The 22566-nt window shown below is 31.6% G+C and carries 15 protein-coding genes; 10 read left to right on the top strand and 5 right to left on the bottom strand.

Annotation, left to right across the window (positions count from 1 at the left end; all coding sequences use genetic code 11):
- Positions 1-11 precede the first annotated feature (11 nt).
- Complete coding sequence (locus ACTPNM_RS06030; protein WP_440121013.1) at positions 12-1283, top strand: replication-associated recombination protein A; 1272 nt, start codon at positions 12-14, stop codon at positions 1281-1283.
- A gap of 36 nt (positions 1284-1319) precedes the next feature.
- Here ACTPNM_RS06030 and ACTPNM_RS06025 read toward each other — a convergent pair whose 3' ends face one another.
- From ACTPNM_RS06025 to radC, 4 genes are read right to left on the bottom strand one after another with little or no spacing between them, the layout of a single operon-like run.
- Complete coding sequence (locus ACTPNM_RS06025) at positions 1320-2066, bottom strand: hypothetical protein (protein ID WP_440121012.1); 747 nt, start codon at positions 2064-2066, stop codon at positions 1320-1322.
- Between the two features lie 33 nt (positions 2067-2099).
- Positions 2100-2789, bottom strand: a complete 690-nt coding sequence (locus ACTPNM_RS06020) for a YjjG family noncanonical pyrimidine nucleotidase (protein WP_440121011.1) — start codon at positions 2787-2789, stop codon at positions 2100-2102.
- The gene (locus tag ACTPNM_RS06015) at positions 2782-4089 is read right to left on the bottom strand and encodes a polysaccharide deacetylase family protein (RefSeq protein ID WP_440121010.1); all 1308 of its coding nucleotides are present in this window, start codon (positions 4087-4089) and stop codon (positions 2782-2784) included. The genes ACTPNM_RS06020 and ACTPNM_RS06015 overlap by 8 nt, the downstream gene beginning before the upstream one ends.
- Before the next feature lie 27 nt (positions 4090-4116).
- Entirely contained in the window at positions 4117-4803 is a 687-nt protein-coding gene (gene radC / locus ACTPNM_RS06010) for a RadC family protein (protein ID WP_440121009.1), read from the bottom strand.
- A gap of 166 nt (positions 4804-4969) precedes the next feature.
- Between radC and trkA the strand changes: the two genes are divergently transcribed.
- The 7 genes from trkA to ACTPNM_RS05975 all read left to right on the top strand — a co-directional run bounded on the left by trkA (position 4970) and on the right by ACTPNM_RS05975 (position 14340).
- The gene (trkA, locus tag ACTPNM_RS06005; protein WP_274639381.1) at positions 4970-6316 is read left to right on the top strand and encodes a Trk system potassium transporter TrkA; all 1347 of its coding nucleotides are present in this window, start codon (positions 4970-4972) and stop codon (positions 6314-6316) included.
- On the top strand, positions 6316-7815 hold the full coding sequence (locus ACTPNM_RS06000) for a TrkH family potassium uptake protein (protein ID WP_440121008.1): 1500 nt from the start codon (positions 6316-6318) through the stop codon (positions 7813-7815). The genes trkA and ACTPNM_RS06000 overlap by 1 nt, the downstream gene beginning before the upstream one ends.
- A gap of 280 nt (positions 7816-8095) precedes the next feature.
- Complete coding sequence (locus ACTPNM_RS05995) at positions 8096-8686, top strand: phage tail protein (protein WP_274639379.1); 591 nt, start codon at positions 8096-8098, stop codon at positions 8684-8686.
- Between the two features lie 106 nt (positions 8687-8792).
- Positions 8793-11921, top strand: a complete 3129-nt coding sequence (locus ACTPNM_RS05990; protein WP_440121007.1) for a T9SS type A sorting domain-containing protein — start codon at positions 8793-8795, stop codon at positions 11919-11921.
- Between the two features lie 24 nt (positions 11922-11945).
- Positions 11946-12125 carry a hypothetical protein gene (locus tag ACTPNM_RS05985; RefSeq protein ID WP_440121006.1) on the top strand — a complete coding sequence of 60 codons (180 nt, stop codon included), beginning with the start codon at positions 11946-11948 and terminating at the stop codon, positions 12123-12125.
- Positions 12126-12191: 66 nt separating this feature from the next.
- The gene (locus ACTPNM_RS05980; protein WP_440121005.1) at positions 12192-13298 is read left to right on the top strand and encodes a hypothetical protein; all 1107 of its coding nucleotides are present in this window, start codon (positions 12192-12194) and stop codon (positions 13296-13298) included.
- Positions 13288-14340 (top strand): nucleotidyltransferase domain-containing protein, encoded by a 1053-nt coding sequence (locus ACTPNM_RS05975; protein WP_440121004.1) that lies wholly within the window; start codon positions 13288-13290, stop codon positions 14338-14340. Before ACTPNM_RS05980 ends, ACTPNM_RS05975 begins: the two co-directional genes overlap by 11 nt.
- On the opposite strand, the gene ACTPNM_RS05970 is transcribed toward ACTPNM_RS05975, so the two are convergent.
- Positions 14337-15692 carry a UDP-N-acetylmuramate--L-alanine ligase gene (locus tag ACTPNM_RS05970; RefSeq protein ID WP_440121003.1) on the bottom strand — a complete coding sequence of 452 codons (1356 nt, stop codon included), beginning with the start codon at positions 15690-15692 and terminating at the stop codon, positions 14337-14339. The two genes, ACTPNM_RS05975 and ACTPNM_RS05970, sit on opposite strands and share 4 nt — an antisense overlap.
- Before the next feature lie 210 nt (positions 15693-15902).
- Between ACTPNM_RS05970 and ACTPNM_RS05965 the strand changes: the two genes are divergently transcribed.
- Both ACTPNM_RS05965 and ACTPNM_RS05960 read left to right on the top strand, forming a co-directional pair.
- On the top strand, positions 15903-22016 hold the full coding sequence (locus tag ACTPNM_RS05965) for an alpha-2-macroglobulin family protein (protein WP_440121002.1): 6114 nt from the start codon (positions 15903-15905) through the stop codon (positions 22014-22016).
- A 40-nt stretch (positions 22017-22056) separates the two neighbouring features.
- Entirely contained in the window at positions 22057-22554 is a 498-nt protein-coding gene (locus tag ACTPNM_RS05960) for a hypothetical protein (RefSeq protein ID WP_440121001.1), read from the top strand.
- Positions 22555-22566: the final 12 nt, after the last annotated feature.

Below are 22566 nucleotides of genomic sequence, written 5' to 3'. Positions count from 1 at the left end.
ATTTTTACATTATGAATCAACCTTTGGCAGAAAGAATTCGTCCACAAAGTTTAGGTGACTATATTAGTCAACAACATTTGGTGGGTGAAAATGGTATTTTAACTAATCATATTAAACAAGGAATCATACCCTCTTTAATTTTATGGGGACCTCCAGGAATTGGTAAAACTACTTTAGCAAATATTATTGCAAATGAATCTGGACGTCCTTTTTATACTCTAAGCGCTATTAGTTCAGGTGTAAAAGATGTTCGTGAAGTTATTGAGAAAGCTAAAAAAAGTGGAGGACTATTCACTCAGAAAAATCCAATTTTATTTATTGATGAAATTCACCGATTTAGTAAATCACAACAAGATTCTTTACTAGGTGCTGTTGAGAAAGGTTGGGTAACTTTAGTTGGTGCAACAACAGAAAATCCAAGTTTTGAAGTTATACCTGCCCTACTCTCTCGATGCCAAGTGTATATTTTAAATTCTTTTGATAAAAATGATTTGATTGCTCTTTTACATAGAGCGATGGAAAAAGATGAAATCATTTCTCAAAAAAAAATCAATTTAAAAGAAACCGACGCACTTCTTCAGGTTTCTGGAGGTGATGCCAGAAAACTTTTGAATATTTTTGAGTTATTGGTCGCTGCTGATGATGAAATTGAGGTTACTAATGAATTAGTGTTATCTAAAATTCAAAAAAATACTGTTCGTTATGATAAGACTGGCGAACAACATTACGACATTGTTTCTGCCTTTATAAAATCTATAAGAGGTAGTGACCCTAACGCTGCTGTATACTGGTTAGCACGAATGATTGAAGGAGGTGAAGATGTGAAATTTATTGCTAGGAGAATGTTAATTGCAGCTTCTGAAGATATTGGTAATGCAAACCCTACGGCTTTAATTCTAGCTAATAATACGTTTCAAGCTGTTTCAGTTATTGGTTATCCCGAATCTAGAATTATTTTAAGTCAATGTGCTGTTTATTTAGCCAATTCAGCAAAAAGTAATGCTTCTTATATAGCGATTGGCGAAGCTCAAAACTTGGTAAAAACTACAGGAGATTTGTCTGTTCCTCTTCACTTAAGAAATGCTCCTACTAAACTAATGAAAGATTTAGACTACGGAAAAGAGTATCAGTACTCGCACAACTATGCGGGGAATTTTGTGAACCAAGAATTTTTACCTGATGAAATTAAGAACACTAAATTGTACGAACCAGGAAATAACGCTCGGGAAAATCAATTTAGAGAATTATTAAAACAACGCTGGAAAGACAAGTATAATTATTAAAAAAAGAGAGTTTTACAAACTCTCTTTTTTTTACTTTTAAAATTTTATCTGATATTGTTTTTCAATTTTATCACCTTTATTATAATATTCAGCAAACCAAGAATTTCCGTTTTTGTATAAAATTCCGTTTTTATCTTTAATTACAAAAACATCCTTTACATTGGTTTTTAATACTTGAAAAACAACCTCTGGTTTCATATTTACTAATTGAAATCCATTAGCTATGGGCTGTGCGAATAATTGTTCTTTAGCCTTAGCTGGCTTTTCAACAACCTCAGCTGGTGTGCTTTCAGCTGCCTTTGATATGACAGCTAAGGCTGGTACTTCTTTGTTTTTAGTTACAACATCTTCTTGTAACGGAACATATTTATACTTTAAAGCTTCAATCGATTTAAAAGCATTACGAATGGCTTCATGATACGCTTTTTTATATTCTTTTTCTTTACTTCTTCCTACTTGCGAAGTAAACACCACCTTATTATAACAGTCTCTTAATTCTACAATACTTTTTGTTGTAAACAACCCAGAATCATCTTTAACTACCCCTGTTAAAACCAAACATCTATTGTTTACAGTCTCTTCTGGTAATTTTTCATCCTCTAAAAAAGCGGCAAATCCGTATTTATTAAATAAAAATTTTGTTAGTGAACTTGTTTGATACTTATCTTTTTCTTTTACAAAATCAAACTTGCTAGGTACTATTACGTATTTATAATTATTGATTGACTTTTGTGCAAAGCTTGCTGTTGTTATAAATAACGCTATTAAAAGTATTTTTTTCATTTTTTATTGTTTTTATTAAATATAGCTTTAAACCTATAAATATTTTTTTAACTCTACCAAGGTACTTACTCGTTGTCCTTCGGTACCTTTATTTTCTTGTGAAAAGTGAATAGCTCTCATACCAGAATTTATCGCCCCCATCACATCTGCCTCATAACTATCTCCAATCATAACCGATTGATGTGCCTTTGCTCCTGCTTTGCCTAATGCAAATTCAAAAACTTTAGGGTTTGGCTTTTTAACTCCGACACATTCAGAAGTTATTATTTCTCTAAAAAAAGTATGAATTCCTGATTTTTCTAATTTCAAATTTTGTACTTCTTCAAAACCGTTTGTAATAATATGTAAATGATACTTTTTCTCTAAATACTGTAAAACCTCAATAGCATCATCAAACAGATAGTTGAAGTTAGGTAAATAACGAATGTAATCTTCAGATATTAGATTAATCAAATTATCAGAAACTCTATACTCTAAACTATCAAATGTTTCTTTTAACCTATGATATCTTAGTGCTGATTTTTCTACTTTATCTTCCCTATAGAGTTTCCAGTATTTTAAATTCACAGGAATATACGCTTTTAAAAAATCATGTATTGGGATATTAATTTTTTGTTCTTCGAAAATCTGTTGAAAGGTTAGTTTAGAATTTCTATCAAAATCCCATAACGTGTGATCTAAATCAAAAAACAAATGCTTTATTTCCATTTCTTCTCTAAACATTTCCTACTATTTTAAGCATTGAGTTATATAATCTATTCCATCCTCTCCATCTTAAATAGTTACTCAAACTTTCATTATGAAACACCGTTATTAAAGTACCATTTACTGCCTTTACTTCATTTTTTAAATCTCTAATTTTCCCTAAAGATTGCTTTGGCGTCAACTTCATATAATCGTTTAACGTTGTATCCATCAAAGCAAACGGAAATATTTTTAAGGGTGTTTGAATTTCAAAATCTAAATCGTAAAAGTAAAACGGAGTACAAGTACTTGCACGGAATCCCACATGCGTTGCATACCCCATAGAGTAATCTTCCTCTATTTCTAAATCTATTAACTGTTGATAAGTTTCAGGTAAAGACACTCGTAAATAATGTTGTCTTGATCGTTTAATTGGCATATTCGTTATTGCCTCTAAACGTTCTTTTTCTTTTTTCAACATTATAGCATCATTCATCGTGTAATATGACGGGTGTAACCCAACACGAGCATAATCAACCATATCCTTTATTAATAATTTGAATTTTCTTTTTGAAGCTGACACATTGGTATCAAATGTAGTATAATCACCTATTAAAAAGAAAAATATGGTTCTTACATTATAGGTTTTCTTTAATTCAATAGTTTTTTCAAACGTATCAAAAGGATCTTTCTTAATATTAAAAAGTACAGCAAATCTATCCCAAATAGTAAAAACCTTAAACTGAGAAGCGTCCTTTAAAAAGCCTCCAATTGTTCTAATAAAGCTTTTATGCTTATATGCGTATGCATTATCAACATCAATTGTAGATATATATTCAAATTTCCTCGTTGTATGTTCAAAATCAGGGAATTTTTGTTTCAAAGTTTCCAAAAATTTATAGCCCCAAATATCAACTAAGGGTTTCTCTAAAAAACCATTTTGATAAGCTATACTCTCACTTGCTGTAAATCTCCCATGTTTATCTTTTATATGTGGTAAATATTCTTCATACCTTGAAACTAAGAAGAAGCTAGCAGCAAAAATATCAAACGGAATTTCAGAGGCTTCAACGGCTGGAAAGAAACAAGGAATTTCATCCCATTTTTGAATTACTATCTCTACATCTTTTATTCCTTGCTGAAACAGCAACTCATTACTCTGAACAAAGAATTCTTTTCCTAAAGGGACATTTGTATATGAAAACTTAGGTCCATTATAAGCTACAAACTCTTCTACCTTACCTGTAAAATCAATTTTAACTTGTAAAATACGAGTAAAAATATGTTTAAAAATATAACGTACTCTTGGAGTAACTTTGTGAGTGTAAATAAGTATCATAAACATTAACTAGTAATCGTAAAACGATTATAAAATTCCTTCATCTGCAAAGCTAAAATAAGCTTTTTCAGTAACTATTAAGTGATCTAATAATTTAATATCTAAAGTAACACCTGCTTGTTTTATCTTCTCTGTTATATCAACATCTGATTTACTTGGTGATAATTTTTCTGAAGGATGGTTGTGACAAACAATTATTCCAATTGCAGAAAGCTCTAAGGCTCTTTTATATAGCAACCTAACATCTACCAATGTAGCTGTAAAACCACCTTTACTTAACTGATGTTTTGCTAATACTTTATTTGAATTATTGAGGTACAATACCCAAAATTCTTCATACTGCAAATCTCCTATAAGGGGTTGCATAATCTTTGCTACATCTTTAGAACTCTTGATTTTTGGCACGGTAGCTCTTTCTTCAAATTGCCTTCTTTTCCCAAATTCTAAGGCTGTTACTACCGATATTGCTTTCGCCTCCCCTATTCCCTTAAACTTCATTAACTCCTCTACCGATAACTTTGCTAATGCATTTAGATCATTATTTACTGATAGTAATATTCTTTTAGCTAAAGCAACCGCACTTTCATCCCTGTTACCTGAACCTATTAAAATAGCGACTAGCTCAGCGTCTGATAATACTGTTTTTCCTTTAGACATTAGTTTTTCTCTTGGCCTATCATCTAATGCCCACGATTTAATAGAAATCTTATTCATATTTATTTTCTTTTTCACAGTCTTATAAAACTATTCATATATAAATTTAGTCTTTTAACTATGAGTCTTTAATTACTTTTTCTTATAGATTTATAAATATAATTCATTTTTTGCACAACCAAAAGAAGCACAGTATCTTTGCACTCTATCTTTTTTAATTTTTAATATGAAGATTATTATAGCCGGGGCTGGAGACGTTGGTTTTCATTTGGCTAAACTCCTTTCTTACGAAGCACAAGACACATATGTAGTCGATTTTGATGGTGAAAAATTAGAATATCTAAACAATCATTTAGATGTTATCACCAAAAAAGGAGACGCTACCTCTATAAAACTATTGAAAGAAATAGGTGTAAGCTCTGCCGATTTATTATTAGCAGTAACTGAAAGTCCTAATACAAACTTTACTATTTCTGTAATAGGTAAAGCATTAGGTGTAAAGAAAACAATTGCTAGAATTAGTAACCCTGAATTTTTAAACAATCCTTGTATTAATTTTAAAGATTATGGTGTAGATTTTATGATTTCTCCAGAAGAGTTAGCTGCTGAAGAAATTAAATCACTACTTAACCAATCTTCTTTTAACGATACAGTTGCCTTTGAAAATGGAGTTTTTAACATAATGGGAACAACTCTTGGGTATAAATCTCCTATTCTTGATCTAACAGTTAAGGAAACTAAAGAAAAATTTTGTTTAGTAGACTTTATAACCATTGCTATAAAACGTGAAGGAACTTCTCAAACAATTATTCCTCGTGGAGATACTGAGTATAAAATAAATGATCAAGTATATTTCTCTGTTCCTAAATATAGTATTGATAAACTATATCCTATTATCGGAAAAGAATATATCGACATTACAAATGTGATGATTTTAGGAGGAAGCCGTGTTGGAAGAAAAACAGCGAGAAAACTTTGTAAAGATAATTTTAAAGTAAAGCTAATAGAAAAAGATAAAGATAAAGCTTTACAACTTGCTGAAGACCTACGTAATACATTAGTCATTTATGGTGATGGTAGAGATTTAGAATTATTAGAGGAAGAAAGTATTAGAGAAATGGATGCTTTTGTGGCAGTTACTGGAGACTCTGAAACTAATATCATGTCTTGTTTAGTAGCAAAATCTAAAGGTGTAAAAAAAACAGTAGCTTTAGTGGAGAATATGGATTATATTAATATTTCTCAGACTATTGGTATTGACACTTTAATTAATAAAAAGTTAATTGCTGCAAGTAATATTTTCCGCCATATTAGAAAAGGTGAAATAGTAGCTTTAGCCAACCTACATAATGTTGATGCTGAAGTTTTTGAATTTGAAGTACATCCTGGAGCTAAAGTAACTCAAAAAATAATTAGAGAATTACGTTTTCCTAGAGAAGCTATTATTGGTGGTGTAATTAGAAACGGAGAAGCCTTAATGTCTTTTGGTGATTTTCAAATGCAAAGTGGTGATAAAGCCATTGTTTTTTGTTTACCTGAAGCCATAAATATTGTAGAAGACCTATTCAAGTAATGGAAAGCCTTAACCTTAAATTAGTTTATCGTTTTTTAGGAGTTACTGCCATCCTGAACGGATTATTTATGTGGCTTGCTCTACCCTTAAGTTTTTATTATGATGAGTCAGCAAAGTTAGGAATATTAAATGCTGGTATTATTACCATTGCAATTGGATCTTTGCTGTTTTTTTTTAATAAACCTGATAATAAAAACATCCATAAAAAAGAAGGATACCTTATTGTTACTTTAGGATGGCTTACTCTATCATTTACAGGAATGCTTCCATATTTACTTACAGAAAGTATTCCAAGTGTTACCAATGCTTTTTTTGAAACAATTTCAGGGTACTCAACAACAGGGTCATCTATTTTAACAGATATTGAATCTATGCCAAAAGGTATTTTATTTTGGCGTAGCTGTACACACTGGATTGGTGGTATGGGAATTATTGTACTTACCATAGCTATTTTACCTTTATTAGGTATTGGAGGTATGCAACTTTTTATGGCAGAAGCCCCAGGACCTTCTGCTGATAAACTACATCCAAGAATTACTGATACAGCAAAACGTTTATGGTTAATTTATGTATTATTAACTGCTATTGAGTTTTTATTACTAAAAGTAGCTGGAATGACTTGGTTTGATGCTATAAACCACGCTATGGCAACCGTTAGTACAGGTGGGTTTTCTACCAAAAATGCTAGTGTAGCTCATTGGAATGGAACTCCACTTATTCAATATATCATTATATTTTTCATGTTCATCGCAGGAACTAACTTTGTACTTACATACTTTGCTTTAAAAGGAAAAGTTAGAAAAGTTATCCAAAGTGAAGAATTTAAATACTATTTCTTCGGAATTATAGGAATATCTACCATAGTAGCTTTAATGATTATCTTCTTTCAGGATTCAAACCTACAAACCAGTATAGAGCATCCTAAAGTATGGGGTGAAGTAGAAAGTGCTATAAGACATTCTTTATTCTCCGTTATTTCTGTAGTAACCACAACTGGTTTTGTTACAGCAGACTTTACTATGTGGAGCTTTTTTGTTACAGCTATATTTTTCTCTTTATTTTTCTTAGGAGGATCGGCAGGATCTACATCTGGAGGAGTAAAAATTGTTCGTCACATTATTATGTTGAAGAATAGTTTTTTAGAGTTTAAAAAATCGTTACACCCCAATGCAATAATACCTGTTCGTTATGATGGTAAAGCTGTAAACCAGACCATTATATTTAACATACTTTCGTTTTTTGTACTCTACATGTTGATTTTTATAATTGGTACTGTTGTACTAGCCCTTTTAGGTTTAGATATAAAGTCTGCTTTAGGTTCATGTGCTTCTTCATTAGGAAACATTGGACCTGCAATAGGTAGTGTTAGTCCTGTTGACAACTTTAACCATTTATCAGCAGGCGCAAAATGGTTTTGTTCTTTTTTAATGTTAATTGGTCGTTTAGAACTATTTACCGTGTTAATTTTATTGACTCCATTTTTTTGGAGAAAAAACTAACTTAGCTAATACACTTACCAATAAATAACATTCCTCCTTAAACGTATATACCTTAAAAATATACGTTCGCATATCAATCAAACACGCTTAAACAATAGAATGAAAGTTTAGTTCAGTTTGTTTTTAAATTTGATTTTAGAAAACAAATATTCAACATTTAGTAATTTCACAAGCTTGCCCCCAACACTGTAATTAACAAATAATTAAATAGTTACATGAAGCATATTGTTTTTTTTACTAAATTGTTGTTCTAAACATTAACTACTAAACTTTATTATTTATGGATCCATTTATCGGAGAAATTGTTATGTTCGGAGGAAACTTCGCTCCAAGAGGTTGGGCGTTTTGTGATGGTCAATTATTAGCAATATCTCAAAACACAGCTTTATTTTCAATTTTAGGCACCACTTACGGAGGTGACGGAAGAACAACTTTTGCTTTACCTGATTTAAGAGGTAGAGCCCCAATAGGACCTAGAAATGGTCCTGGCTTAAGTGATTATAGATTAGGGCAAAGAGGAGGTGTAGAAACGGTTACCTTAAACATTACTCAAATGCCAAGTCATAATCATGCAACTCAAAATAACACAGCAGCTGACCAACATATTCAATTAAGTGCTGATGCTGGTATTCGTAGTACTCCTCAAGCAGGAGATGTCCCTGCTGGCGCAAGTTTTGGATCTGGTATTGGTGCAACACCTGTAAATGCTTATGGGCCAGCTAACAATACTGTTAATGGACAAACTATTAGTGCTAACGCTGGTTTAAATATACTTAACACAGGTGGAAACCTACCACATACTAATGTACAGCCTTATTTAGCTATTAATTATATTATTGCTTTGGTAGGTATTTTTCCTTCTAGAAATTAACTTATTTACTACAGTTCACTTATAAAATAAAACTCTAGTGGAAATCATTAGAGTTTTATCTATAAAATAGCTTTAATATTTATTAACCAATCATATACTAAATAAAATGAGACATTATTACTTCAAACTCTTTTTGAATGCAATTGTTTATTCTGTGCTATTGTTCGCAAACAACCAATTAAGAGCTCAAACTCCTAGTACTATGGAATTTGGTTCATCAACAGCAATTTTAGCTACTGGTACAGATCCTAGTGCAGATCAATCTGCTAGTTCTCTATTAAACAACTTTGATATATCTAGTACATCAAATGGAAATATTACTCTTGCCTTAGCTACAAGTGGGAATGGAGTCGGTACTAATGCTATTGGCGGAGCTACTGATGCTGTATTAGCTTGGGCCGGTAATGGTGGTTCAGCAGTGTCTTCAGCTACATTATCAACAGATAGTGGAGGTGAAGTAGGTATAACATCAATTCAATTTGCTTACGAGCAAGCTGTAGGCGGTACTATTATTGATTTTACATTCACTGGTAAAAAAAATGGTGTTGTAGTTGGTACGCTTAGTTTAGTATCACCTACTCATAATTCTGCTATAAGTATAGACTTTACATCTCCTACAACTGGTTCATTTTCTGATATTGACGAATTAATTATCACACCTGATACTGAAATTTTTGGAGGATTCTCTATAGATGAAATGATAGTTACGTCTGCTGTTTCAAATACAGCTCCAGTAATTGGAGGAACAACTGCTGGTCAAAGTGTGAATGATAATAGTACAATTTCTCCTTTTTCTAGTATTACTACCACAGATGCTGATGGAGATAACTTATCAGCAACTATTACTTTAGATAATAATGCAAAAGGATTATTAACAGGTACGGGACTTTCTGGTAGTGGTCCTTATACTATAGCTAGTACTACACCTACTGATTTACAGTCAAAACTAAGAGCTTTATCTTTCAACCCAACTGACAACAGAACAGCTACTTCAGAAACAACCACTTTTACAGTAGTTATTAATGATGGTACCACTGATGATACGGACAACACTACAACTGTAATTTCAAATGCAGTTGCACCTACTGTTTCTAGTGTGAGTGTACCTGCCAATGCTACTTATGTAACAGGGGAAAATTTAGATTTTACCGTAACCTTTGATGAAAATGTAACTGTAAATACTACAGGAGGAATACCACAAATAGCTATTACTATCGGAGCTACCACACGCCAAGCAACTTATATTAGTGGCAGCGGAACAAGTTCTTTAGTTTTTAGACACACAATTCTTACAGGAGATCTTGATACTGACGGTATTGCTGTTGGTTCGTTAGCTGCAAATGGAAGCACTTTAAAAGATGCTGGTGGAAAAGATGCAAACCTAACTTTAAATAGTGTAGGTTCTACAGCCGCTGTTTTAGTAGATGCTGCTGCTCCAACTGTAACAAGTGCTAGTGTTCCTGCAAACGGTAATTATCTTACAGGTCAAAACTTGGACTTTACTGTAAATTTTGATGAGAATATAACTGTAAATACTACAGGGGGAACTCCTCAAATAGCTATCACTATTGGAGCAACTACGCGTCAAGCAGTTTACCAAAGCGGAAGCGGAACTAGTGCCTTAGTTTTTAGATACACAGTACAATCAGGTGATTCAGATACTGATGGTATAGCTGTTGGTACATTAGCTGCAAATGGAGGGACGTTAAAAGACGATGCTTCTAACGATGCTGTTTTGACATTAAACAGTGTAGGAAGCACCACCAATGTTTTAGTGGGTATAGAAACCGTAACTTGGTCAGGATCTACTGATAACGATTGGAATACAGCATCAAACTGGAGTCCTAGTGTAGTTCCCCCAACCAATGCTAATGTTATTATACCTTCTAGTTTAACAAACTACCCAACCGCTTCTTCGGCAGTTACTTTTAATTCATTAACAATTAATAACGGAGCTTCATTTATACCACAAAGTACCGTTACTGGTACTGTAACTTATAAAAGAAGTTTACCAACTACAAACTGGTACTTAGTATCACCTCCTGTTGCTGGTGAAACTTTAGAAGATATTATTGCTAACCATACCTTAGCTTCCGGAACTGGTGGTAATTTAGGGTTAGCTCCTTATAGCAATATTACTGGGCCTGCATGGTTATACGTTCAAAGTGGTAATACAGGAACAGTAACTAATGGAACAGGTGTTTCTATTAAGTTAGCTACTCCTGGAGATGTTTCAATAAGTGGAACAGCAAATACTTCTAATATTGCTAAAGCTATTTCTACAGGTAGTAGAACTAATTATAACCTTGTAGGGAATCCGTATACATCTTACATTAACTCTGCTAATTTTGCAGCTGCGAATACAGCTATACTTACCGAGGAAACTATTTGGCTATGGAATGGCTCACAATATATAACTAAGAATGCGATTGATGACATAGAAATTGCTCCAGGTCAAGGATTCTTTGTGGAAGCTGCAGCAAGTAACAATCTTATCTTTGCTTTCTCTAACCAAAGTCATCAAAATTCAGATACATTCATGAGGCAAGAACCTATTCCTTCAATTGAATTATCTGTTAATAATGACGATATCAAAAGATCTACAAAAGTTTTTTATGCTTCAGGAAAAACTACGGGATATGATAGAAGTTATGATTCAAAAATGTTTGGAGAAGATACTTCTGACTTAGCTGTTTTTACTGAGCTACTAACTAATAACCAAGGAAAACAATTAGCTATTCAAACCTTACCAAATAATGATTATGAGAACATGGTAATTCCTGTTGGTCTAAGGGCTTTAAGCGGTGAAAAGGTAACTTTTTCAATCAATACTAAAAATATACCAGCAAATCTTAAAGTATATTTAGAAGATAGAATAAATAACGTTTTTACTAATCTATCTGAGGAAAATTATACTACTACTCTTAACAAAGATTCAAATAGTATTGGGCAGTTCTATTTACATACAAGTTCAGAAAAGCCAACATCAATTATTGAATCTTCTTTAGATAATGTTAGTATTTATAGTTCTTCTAAGGATGAAATAACCATTACTGGTTTACAAACAAAAGCGAATATAACTGTATATTCAATCTTAGGTAAAGAAATTATAAATCAAAACATAATTTCTAACGGAGTTAGTAAAGTAAGTATCCCTAGCGTAGCTTCCGGAGTATACATTGTAAAACTAAATTCTAATTTAGGAGAGGTTTCTAAAAAAGTAATTTTAAAATAAGTAAGCTATCAAAATCGAGCAATCATGAAAAAAGACATAAAAAACACTGATAAAAGTTCTAAAGACATTACTCGTAAAGAGGCTATAAAAAAAATAGGGAGTTATGGTAAATATGCAGCTTTAACAGCATTAGGGACTTATATGATCTTAAATCCACAAAAAGCACAGGCACAGAGCCCTGAAAGGCCAGGAGATGGGTTTTAATATCAAAAGATTATTTCACTCTAAAACCTCGAGAACATCTCGAGGTTTTATTACTTTTACAAGTACATGACTAGTAAACAAATAGAGAATAAGCAAATTATTTGGTTTCAAGACAATAATGAATATCTTGTTGTAGACCCCTTGATAGCAGAAACACTATCTCTTTTAGATAAAAAGATTGATAAACAAGAAATTATTAATCAGGTAATAAAGCAAGTTAACATACCTTACCAACAAGCAGTAGAACTTGTTACTGATATTGAAGCTTTACTTATTTCTTCAGAAAATAAAAACGATAAAAAGCTAATACCTGTAACTAAACCTAAGACTTTTAAAGTTGTAAAATACTATAGCATAAATAGTTTACATTTTAAAGTAAGCTACGCATCTAATACTGAAGCCTTTTTAATACACCCAAAATTTGCTCATTTAGAAATTCAGGAAACAGTCAAAACACACCATCATTTTGAAGTGTATAATGATTCTAAATCTATTTTTTTTTCTGTTGACGATAGCCTTATTGGTACATGGAGTTTAAAAGAAGTACATTACTTCCAAGGAAAATTCTCAATGGAACTAGTGCAAAAAATACATCAAAAAAATGAAAATGAATGGATAGGAGTTTTTCATGCTTCCGCAGTTAGTAAGGACAATAATTCTATTTTATTTTTAGGTGATTCTGGAAATGGAAAGAGTACTTCATTAGCATTATTACAAGCCAATGGTTTTACTTGTTTAGCCGATGATTTTGTACCTATTGATAACTCTTTAAATGTACACAGCTTTCCTTCTGCCATATCTATTAAAAAGAATAGTTTAGAAACACTACTTCCAATTTATCCTGAATTAAAAACATCTGCTGAATATCATTTTAAAAAACTAAATAAAATTGTCCGCTACTTACCTACAAACAACCATGATTACTTGCTAAAAACTCCTTGCAAAGCTCTAATTTTTATTAAATATCAAAAAGATAGTGACTTAATCATTAATAAAATTTCAAACATTACAGCATTCGAGCAATTGGTTCCTGATTCTTGGTTATCTCCATTACCTCAAAATGCTGAGCTCTTTTTAGATTGGTTTGAAAAATTACCTTGTTACCAATTAACCTATTCTAATAATGAAAAAATGATTGAAACTGTAAAAAAACTATTTGCTAATGAATTATAAAGACACCTTATTATTTATTGGCAAGTGTTTAACTATTACTCACGAAAAAAACAATAGAGCTTTAGTTGAAGGGAAAATTAAATCAGGATTGGTTGACTGGGAAGCTGTAGTTAAAGTAAGTACAACCCACTATGTTTTCCCTGCATTATATTGTAACTTAAACCGTGTAAATTTTTTGCAATACCTACCTACAGATTTAGTCGAGTATATGAAACATATTACTGACTTAAACAGAGAGCGTAATCAACAAATTATTGCAGAAGCCAAAGAAATTAACGAACTCCTACTCTCAAATAATATTATCCCTATTTTTTTAAAAGGAACAGGTAATTTATTAGAAGGCCTATATGAAGATATCGCTGAACGTATGGTAGGTGATATTGATTTTTTAGTCAATCCAGAAAAGTTTAAGCTTACTGTTAATATTCTCAAAGAAAATGGGTATAAAGAGAAGACTTCTGATTATTTAGATAATACAGTTTTAAATAGGCATTACCCAAAAATAACCAAAAAAGAAAAAATTGCTGCCGTTGAAGTACATTATAAAATGATTACAAATGAAAAAGGATTCGACTATAATTTTGTTGAAAATAGCCTAAAAAAACTGACGAATAACATTAATATCCTTTCGTATGAAAATCAAGTTCTTTTAACTTGTTTTAACAAGCAAATTAACGAGAAAGCTCAATGGACTAAAACAATCTCTCTAAGAAACTCTTATGATCTTTATATGTTATCTAAAAGAGCTTCGATTAAGACAGTTTTAAACAAGTTTTATCATTCTGAATCTGACTATTTAAAAAACTTTCTTGCTATTACTAATTATATTTTTGGCTCTCCTGAATCACTCGAATATGTAAAAACACATAAGACTAAGAGCTACATCAAAAAAGTACTTTTTTTCATTAACAACCCAAAAGAAAGTGCTGATAACAAAAAAAAATGGGACCTATATTTTTTATATAAACATCGCTTTTCTGTTATTTTAAAATCTTTTTATTTAAAAAAGTATAGAAAATATTTATTTGATAAGTTTTTTTAATTAACCAAAGCCTTAACCTCATCAAAATCTAACCCTCCGTAGTTACCAGAACTCATTAATAACAAAGCTGTATTTTCACGGTTTTCATTGAATAAAAACTCTTTAAACTTTTCTGGATTTGTATAAATAATCAAATCGTCACGTTCAAAAGCCTTCGCTATTTGTGCTGCTGAAACTTCTTCCAACTGTTTAATCTTTACAGCATGTGGAGAATAAAAAACCACTGCTTTATCTGCTTTATCTAAAGCTCCTTTGTATTCTGATAAAAACTCAGCATTTAAGCTCGAATAAGTATGTAGCTCTAAACATGCTAACAAAGTTCTATTTGAATATTGATCTTTAACCGCAGTAGTAGTTGCTTTAACTTTAGATGGTGAATGCGCAAAATCTTTAAACACAACTGTTGAAGAATTTTCAGCAATCTTTTCTAAACGTTTACTTGCACCTTTAAAACTAGCAATCGCCTCATAAAACTCATCTTCATCAATTCCCATGTGTTGACAAATCCACTTTGCTCCTGCCAAATTTTGTAAGTTATGTTCTCCAAAAATTTCTAATGGTAAATCTCCTTCTTCAGTTTCCAAGTAAGTAATTCCATTATCAATAAAACATTCAGGAGTTTTATAAGGGTATTTTTTTATTGGATGATTTGAACTTTCAACAACCTCTTTTAACACCTCATCTTCCTCATTATACACCATAATTCCACCATTCGTCAAAGAATCAGTAAAAATTGAAAATTGTTCTACATAATTTTCAAACGTTGGAAACACATTGATATGATCCCAAGCAATTCCACTTAACAACGCTATATTCGGTTTGTACAGGTGAAACTTCGGACGCATATCTATAGGAGAACTCAAATATTCGTCTCCCTCCAAAACAATAAACTCATTTTCTTCTGTTAAATGCACCATAGTATCAAAACCTTCTAACTGTGCACCTACCATATAATCCACTTCTCTATCATGATAATTTAACACATGTAGAATCATCGAAGTTATAGTTGTTTTCCCATGAGAACCACCTATAACCACACGTGTTTTATCTTTAGATTGTTCATACAAAAACTCTGGATACGAATAAATTTTCACTCCAAGTTCCTGCGCCTTTAACAGCTCAGGATTATCTTTTTTTGCATGCATTCCTAAAATTACAGCATCTAAATCGGTAGTTATTTTTTCTGGAAACCAACCAAACACATCTGGCAACAAACCTTTATTTGCCAAACGAGTTTTTGACGGATCATGAATAGTATCGTCACTACCCGTAATTTGGTATCCTTTTTGTTGTAATGCGATTGCTAAGTTATGCATTGCGCTACCGCCGATAGCTATAAAGTGAATTTTCATAGTACTGTTATCTGTGATATAAGCGTCAAAAATACAAAACCAAGTGAGAATTTTAAGTATCTTTAAATCGAAACTCTTTAAATAGCTATGTTCACTCACTCAAATAGTACCTTTACAAACTTCAACTTGTAAAAAACCACTATTTTTTAGTGCTTTGTTCATATATGTATACTCACGACTAGTATCAAAAAAATATAAAAATTTAGATAGATGAAAAGAATAACCCCCGTTTTACTAATGATTTTATTTTCAACATTAGTACACGCCCAAGAAAACTATAACAACCTGTGGGAAAAAGTTCACAAGTTTGAGGCAGATAACTTACCAAAATCTGCTTTAAAAATAGTAAATACTATTTATGATAAAGCTGAAAAAAGTAATAATGCTCCTCAGATTATAAAATCATTATTTTATAAAAGTAAGTACTCTTTAACTTTAGAAGAAAATGCACAATTAAAAATTATTGATGAGTTTAAACAACAAATTAATAAAAGTAATTTTCCAACAAAAAATGTGCTAGAAAATGTATTAGCAAACTTATACTGGCAATATTTTAATCAGAACAGATGGAAGTTTTACAATCGTACCCAAACACAACAAAAAGTTGATGAAAATGATTTTAGAACATGGGATTTGAATACGCTATTTGCAGAAATTCATTGCCACTATCAAAACTCTTTAGAAAATGAATCTGAACTACAAAAAACAGCTATTCATACTTTTAAAGATATTATTCAAACAGAAAAGGACTCAAAAAAATACCGCCCTACCCTATTTGATTTTTTAGCTCACAATTCCTTAGGATTTTATAAAACCACAGAAACTAATATTACAAAACCTACTTATCAATTTAAAGTTGATGACGCTTTATACCTAAGTGAAGCTAACAAGTTTTCTGGATTAAACCTTACCACGAAAGATGATTTATCATTACAATTTAATGCCTTGAAAATTTATCAAAAATTAATAAACTTTCATTTAAAAAACAACAACCTCGATGCCTGTGCTGATGTAGATATTCAACGATTACAATTTGTTAACCAACACGCAACTTTAAATAACAAACAAGAATTACTCTTACAAACGCTAAAAGCATCAGTTAGTAATTATAAAAACAATGAAATTTCTGGATTATATAACTATGAAATAGCCAGAGTTTATAATCAACAAGCTGAATCTTATAAAGCTGAAAAAAATGAAGAGTTTCGTTTTAAAAACAGAGAGGCACTTGCTATTTGTAAAAAGGTTATTGAACAATTTCCTAAAAGCTTAGCTGCTGAAAAATCTGAGTATCTACAACTACAAATCAAAACTACATCGCTAAGTATTCTTTCTGAAAAGTTTGTTCCTATTCAATCTCACTCTAGGTTACTAATTACTTATAAGAATATTGATAAACTATACTTCTCTGCTTATAAAATTGACCAAAAACAATTAGAAGAGTTTCAAAAGATTTATAAGGAAGAAGAACGCTTTAACTTTATAAAAAAACTTACAAAAGCTACTTCATGGAACAGTAATTTACGAAATGAAAAAGATTACTTATTACACACAACTGAAGTAGTTCTTCCTAAATTAACTCAAGGAAATTATTTAATTGTAACACATCAAAATACTACTTTAAATTCTAAAGATTTATATGCTACTGCTCATTTACAAGCAACCAATTTAGTTTTAGTTGAAAATAGCAATAATGGTATAAAAACTTATCAAGTTGTTGATAGAAACAATGGAAAACCAATTAAAAATGCTGAGTTATTGTTACAAAACAAACAGCGTAGGTATGGAAAATCAATTCACAAAAAACTAACAACTGATAAAAACGGTTTTGCTTCTTTTAAAAGTGATGATAGTTATGGTAATGTGTATGTTACAGTTACATACAAAAACGATACTGCTATTTTTGGTAACTACTACCTAAATAAATATCAAAAACAAGTCTCTCCAACTGCAAATGATAGTTATACCTCTATAAAGCCCTTTATTTTTACAGATAGGAGCATTTATCGACCAGGACAAACTGTATACTTTAAAACTATTTTTATTAAAGAAACGGAAGACAAATCAACTCCATTCACCAATGAGTTTGTTCAAATAACATTAAATAATGTCAATGGAGAAGCAGTAAAAAAACTAGATCTAAAACTAAATGAATACGGATCGGCTTCAGGAGAAATTATATTACCTAGTACAGGGTTAACAGGCGAATATTGGTTTTCTATTGATAAGAGTGAAAAGCAAAAAAGTATCTTTTATGATACTATAGATTTTGATTTTGAACATGAAGACTACATTACTCGTATTTCTGTTGAGGAATATAAGCGTCCTAAGTTTGAAACAGAATTTAAACCTGTAACAAAAACCTATAAGTTACATGATAGCATTACAGTAAACGGGTTTGCAAAAGCTTTTGCAGGATCAACTATCACAGATGCTAAAGTAGTATATCGCGTGCATCGTAAAGTACAATATCCTATTTGGTGGTACTGGCGTAAACCTCAGTTTACTTCAGAAGCACAAGAAATTACACACGGTGAATTAATAACTGATTCACAAGGTAACTTTTCAATTACATTTAAAGCTTTACCTGATGAAAGTGTAAACAAAGAAAACTTACCTGTTTTTGAATATGAAGTTACTGCTGATGTAACCGATATTAATGGAGAAACTCGCTCTGCAACCTCTATTGTAAAAGTAGGATATCATGCATTACTTGCTACTATACAAGCTCCTTCTACTATACATAAATCAGACAAGGAAACAACAATTGAAGTTTCAAGTAAAAACTTAAATGGTGAGTTTGTTCCTGCAAAAGGAAATATAAAAGTTTATAAACTTCAGGCACCTAAAAACCCTTTACGTAAAAGACCTTGGAATACTCCAGATTATCAAGATATTTCAGAAAGTGAGTTTAGAAACTTATTTCCTCATGATGCTTATACTTCGGAAGAACAAAGTCCTCTAAATTGGAAAAAAGGGAAACTAGTATTTGAGCAAACTTTCAACACACAAAACTCGAAAGAAGTTACGCTTACAAACTATAAAAAATGGATTTCGGGAAAGTATATTCTTATTCTAGACACCAAAGATGAGTTTGGAAAAAAAGTTACCGACAAAGCTCGTTTTACTATAATCGATCAAAAAGAAAAAAGTGTAACTGATAACCAATTATTCACGTACAAAACAAACAAAACAACATACAAACCAAATGATATAGTAGCATTACAAATTGGTTCTGCCTCAAAAGATGCAACGGTTATAGTTCAAACAGAAAAAAACCACGCTATTGTAGAAACCAAACTTATTCATTTAAACAACAAACTTAAAACAATTGAAGTTCCTGTTACAAAACAAGATGTTGGTGGGTTTGTTATCAAATATTACTTTGTGAATTACAATAGTTTCGTAAGTGGAATGATTCCTATTTCTGTTCCAAATGAACAAGATAGCATTACTATAGAAACTAATACGTTTAGAGATAAATTACAACCTGGAACCCAAGAAACATGGAGTTTTACTATTAAAAACGATAAAAAAAACAAAGTCGCAGCAGAGGTCTTAGCGAGTATGTATGATGCCTCTTTAGATGAATTTAAGCCTCATAATTGGGAGTTTTCACCTATCTCAACTTCAACATATTACTCACAAAGTGGTTACGCTAACGCTTATCAAAGTTTTGGTAATGAACGTTTCAGAGTTTTTAATAATAACTACCCTTCATCTTTTAAAACTCAACGATACGACCAATTAAATTGGTTTGGTTTTTACTTCGGAATGAATAGAAATATTCCTTTAAGAGGCTTAGCCATGAGTTCCAAAATGCAACCTTCACCTGAAAGAGAGATTGTTGAAGAAGAAACTCTTTTAGATACTCAAGAAAACTTACTAGATCAAGTAGTAGCTACTGCTTTAGGTATAAAAAAGACAGAGGAAGAAAAAGTTTCTTTAGACGGCGTACAAATTCGTAAAAACTTACAAGAAACTGCATTTTTCTATCCGCTTTTACAAACTGATAAAGAAGGGAATATCACGTTTAGCTTCACCACTCCAGAAGCTTTAACACGTTGGAAGTTGCAGCTACTAGCACACACAAAAGAATTGCAATCAGCTACCAAAACATTAACTACCGTAACTCAAAAAGAGTTGATGGTAATACCTAACGCTCCAAGATTTTTAAGAGAAGGAGATCAAATTACATTAAATACCAAAATAGCTAACATCTCTGAAAAAAACTTACAAGGGACAGCGTTACTTATATTAACTGACGCTATTACAGGAAAAGAAATCAACTTGTTAAACAATTCTACGAAAAATCAATCTTTCAGTGTTGATTCTAACGGAAACACTCAGGTTTCTTGGAACTTATCAATTCCTGATACTTATCAAGCAATTCAATATAAAGTAATTGCCAAGGCAGGAGATTTTTCAGACGGTGAACAAAATGTGTTACCAGTATTATCAAACCGAATGTTGGTTACAGAAACGCTACCTATGTGGGTTCGTTCAAATCAAACCAAAACATTTACATTAGATAAGCTTAAAAATCAAACTTCGACTACGCTCAGTCACCATAAATTAACGTTAGAAGTTACCTCAAACCCTGCATGGTATGCTGTGCAAGCTTTACCGTATTTAATGGAATATCCATACGAATGTAGTGAACAAACCTTTGCACGTTATTATGCAAACACACTCGCTAGTCATATCGCAAATTCAAATCCAAGAATACAAGAGGTGTTCAATACTTGGAAATCTTCAGATGCTTTGTTGAGTAACTTAGAAAAGAATCAAGAATTAAAATCATTGATTATCCAAGAAACTCCTTGGTTACGTGATGCTCAATCTGAAACCGAACAAAAGAAGCGTATTGCTTTGTTATTTGATTTAAACAAAATGAAAAACGAGCAACAAAACGCCATTAATAAACTATTGCAAATGCAATTAAACAATGGAGGATTCCCTTGGTTTAAAGGGAATGACAATCCTAATGTTTATATCACAAATCATATTGCTACTGGTTTTGGACATTTACAAAAATTAGGTATTGATAATAAAGATGATTCTTTACAGAAAATGCTTATGGATGCTATCCACTTTTTAGATGCTGAAATTGAACATACCTACAAGAAGTTATTAGAAAGTGCTGAACGTATTAAAGCTGAAAAAGGTCAAAAAAAATATACTGAGTACTTAAAGAAAAACCATCTAAACTATTTCATTATTCAGTATTTATACATGCGTTCTTTTTATACTAATATTGAAATTAACGATACAACTAAAACCGCTTTTGAATACTATAAAAGTCAAACAGCAACTTACTGGAAAGAGTTTAGTTTATACGGAAAAGGACAAATTTCCCTGCTACAGTTTAGAAATGGTAATACACAAATCTCTTCTAAAATTTTAAAATCTTTAAGAGAGAACAGTGTTACTTCTGATGAATTAGGAATGTATTGGAAAGAGAATCAACCAAGTTGGTATTGGCACCAAGCACCTATTGAAACCCAATCGTTGTTAATTGAAGCTTTTTCAGAAATTGAAAATAACACAGAAACGATTGATAACTTAAAAATATGGTTACTAAAAAACAAACAAACCAATCGTTGGAAAACCACCAAAGCAACTACTGAGGCTGTATATGCTTTATTATTACAAGGTAATGATTGGATCTCGGTAACTGATATGGTGGATGTGAAAATCGGAAAGCAAACTATCAATCCTTCTAAATTAGAAGATACAAAAATTGAAGCAGGTACTGGTTATTTTAAAACTTCATGGAATGGTTCTGAAATCACTCCTAACATGAGTACTGTTAGTATTTCTAAAAAAGGAAAAGGTATTGCTTGGGGTGGATTGTATTGGCAGTATTTTGAAAATTTAGATAAAATTACTTCTGCTAAAACTCCTTTACAATTAAATAAAAAACTATTTAAAAAAGTTAATACTAATACTGGTAAGCAACTCCAAGAAGTTACAGAAAACACACAGTTAAATGTTGGAGATTTAATTACTGTTAGAATTGAACTTCGTTCGGATAGAAATATGGAGTTTGTTCATATGAAAGATATGAGAGCAAGTGGAGTTGAACCAATTAATGTATTATCACAATACAAGTGGCAAGATGGTTTAGGATACTACGAAAGCACAAAAGATGCTGCAACAAATTTCTTTTTTGAGCGTTTACCTAAAGGAATATATGTATTTGAATATGATGTTCGTATAAATAATGCAGGAAATTTCAGCAATGGTATTACAACAATTCAAAGTATGTATGCCTCAGAGTTTACTAGTCATTCAAAAGGAAAAAGGTTACTAATTAAATAAAATAACTATCTTAGCAACACATAACATTAAATTAAAAATTATGAAAAAATTATTTTTATTCATTGGTTTTTTAACCCTTTCGTTTTTTACAGCAAATGCCCAAGAAATTGCTGACAATGCTATTGGTCTTCGTTTAGGAGATAACGATGGTTTTGGTGGTGAAATTTCTTACCAACGCAGATTAAGCGATAACAATCGTTTAGAAATTGACTTAGGTTTAAGAAACGGTAATAATTATGATGGGTTTAAAGCTACAGCTTTATATCAATGGGTATGGCAAATAGAAAACCGCTTTAACTGGTACGCAGGTGCTGGTGGAGGTTTAGGATTCTGGAGTATTGATGACCAAACATCTGGAGGTGTTACTATTGAAGGTGGATCTGAGACATTTATCTTTGCTTCTGGAGTTGTGGGTATCGAGTATAACTTTGATATTCCTTTAATCTTATCTTTAGACTTTAGACCAGAAATTGGTTTTAATGATGCTTACGATGGATTTAATTCAGACTTCGGTTTAGGTATCCGTTACCAATTCTAAAAAGACAGTAAT

It is taken from the genome of Tenacibaculum sp. Ill (assembly GCF_051938915.1).
GTDB classification, from domain to species: domain Bacteria; phylum Bacteroidota; class Bacteroidia; order Flavobacteriales; family Flavobacteriaceae; genus Polaribacter; species Polaribacter larymnensis.
This window is presented reverse-complemented; position numbering and strand designations above follow the sequence as displayed.

Coding starts and splice junctions, on each gene's coding strand:
- ACTPNM_RS05960 (WP_440121001.1), top strand. CDS start 22,057: ATGAAAAAATTATTTTTATTCATTGGTTTTTTAACCCTTTCGTTTTTT.
- ACTPNM_RS06020 (WP_440121011.1), bottom strand. CDS start 2,789: ATGTTTAGAGAAGAAATGGAAATAAAGCATTTGTTTTTTGATTTAGAT.
- ACTPNM_RS06030 (WP_440121013.1), top strand. CDS start 12: ATGAATCAACCTTTGGCAGAAAGAATTCGTCCACAAAGTTTAGGTGAC.
- ACTPNM_RS05985 (WP_440121006.1), top strand. CDS start 11,946: ATGAAAAAAGACATAAAAAACACTGATAAAAGTTCTAAAGACATTACT.
- ACTPNM_RS05975 (WP_440121004.1), top strand. CDS start 13,288: ATGAATTATAAAGACACCTTATTATTTATTGGCAAGTGTTTAACTATT.
- ACTPNM_RS05970 (WP_440121003.1), bottom strand. CDS start 15,692: ATGAAAATTCACTTTATAGCTATCGGCGGTAGCGCAATGCATAACTTA.
- ACTPNM_RS05990 (WP_440121007.1), top strand. CDS start 8,793: ATGAGACATTATTACTTCAAACTCTTTTTGAATGCAATTGTTTATTCT.
- ACTPNM_RS05980 (WP_440121005.1), top strand. CDS start 12,192: ATGACTAGTAAACAAATAGAGAATAAGCAAATTATTTGGTTTCAAGAC.
- radC (WP_440121009.1), bottom strand. CDS start 4,803: ATGAATAAGATTTCTATTAAATCGTGGGCATTAGATGATAGGCCAAGA.
- ACTPNM_RS05995 (WP_274639379.1), top strand. CDS start 8,096: ATGGATCCATTTATCGGAGAAATTGTTATGTTCGGAGGAAACTTCGCT.
- trkA (WP_274639381.1), top strand. CDS start 4,970: ATGAAGATTATTATAGCCGGGGCTGGAGACGTTGGTTTTCATTTGGCT.
- ACTPNM_RS06000 (WP_440121008.1), top strand. CDS start 6,316: ATGGAAAGCCTTAACCTTAAATTAGTTTATCGTTTTTTAGGAGTTACT.
- ACTPNM_RS06015 (WP_440121010.1), bottom strand. CDS start 4,089: ATGATACTTATTTACACTCACAAAGTTACTCCAAGAGTACGTTATATT.
- ACTPNM_RS05965 (WP_440121002.1), top strand. CDS start 15,903: ATGAAAAGAATAACCCCCGTTTTACTAATGATTTTATTTTCAACATTA.
- ACTPNM_RS06025 (WP_440121012.1), bottom strand. CDS start 2,066: ATGAAAAAAATACTTTTAATAGCGTTATTTATAACAACAGCAAGCTTT.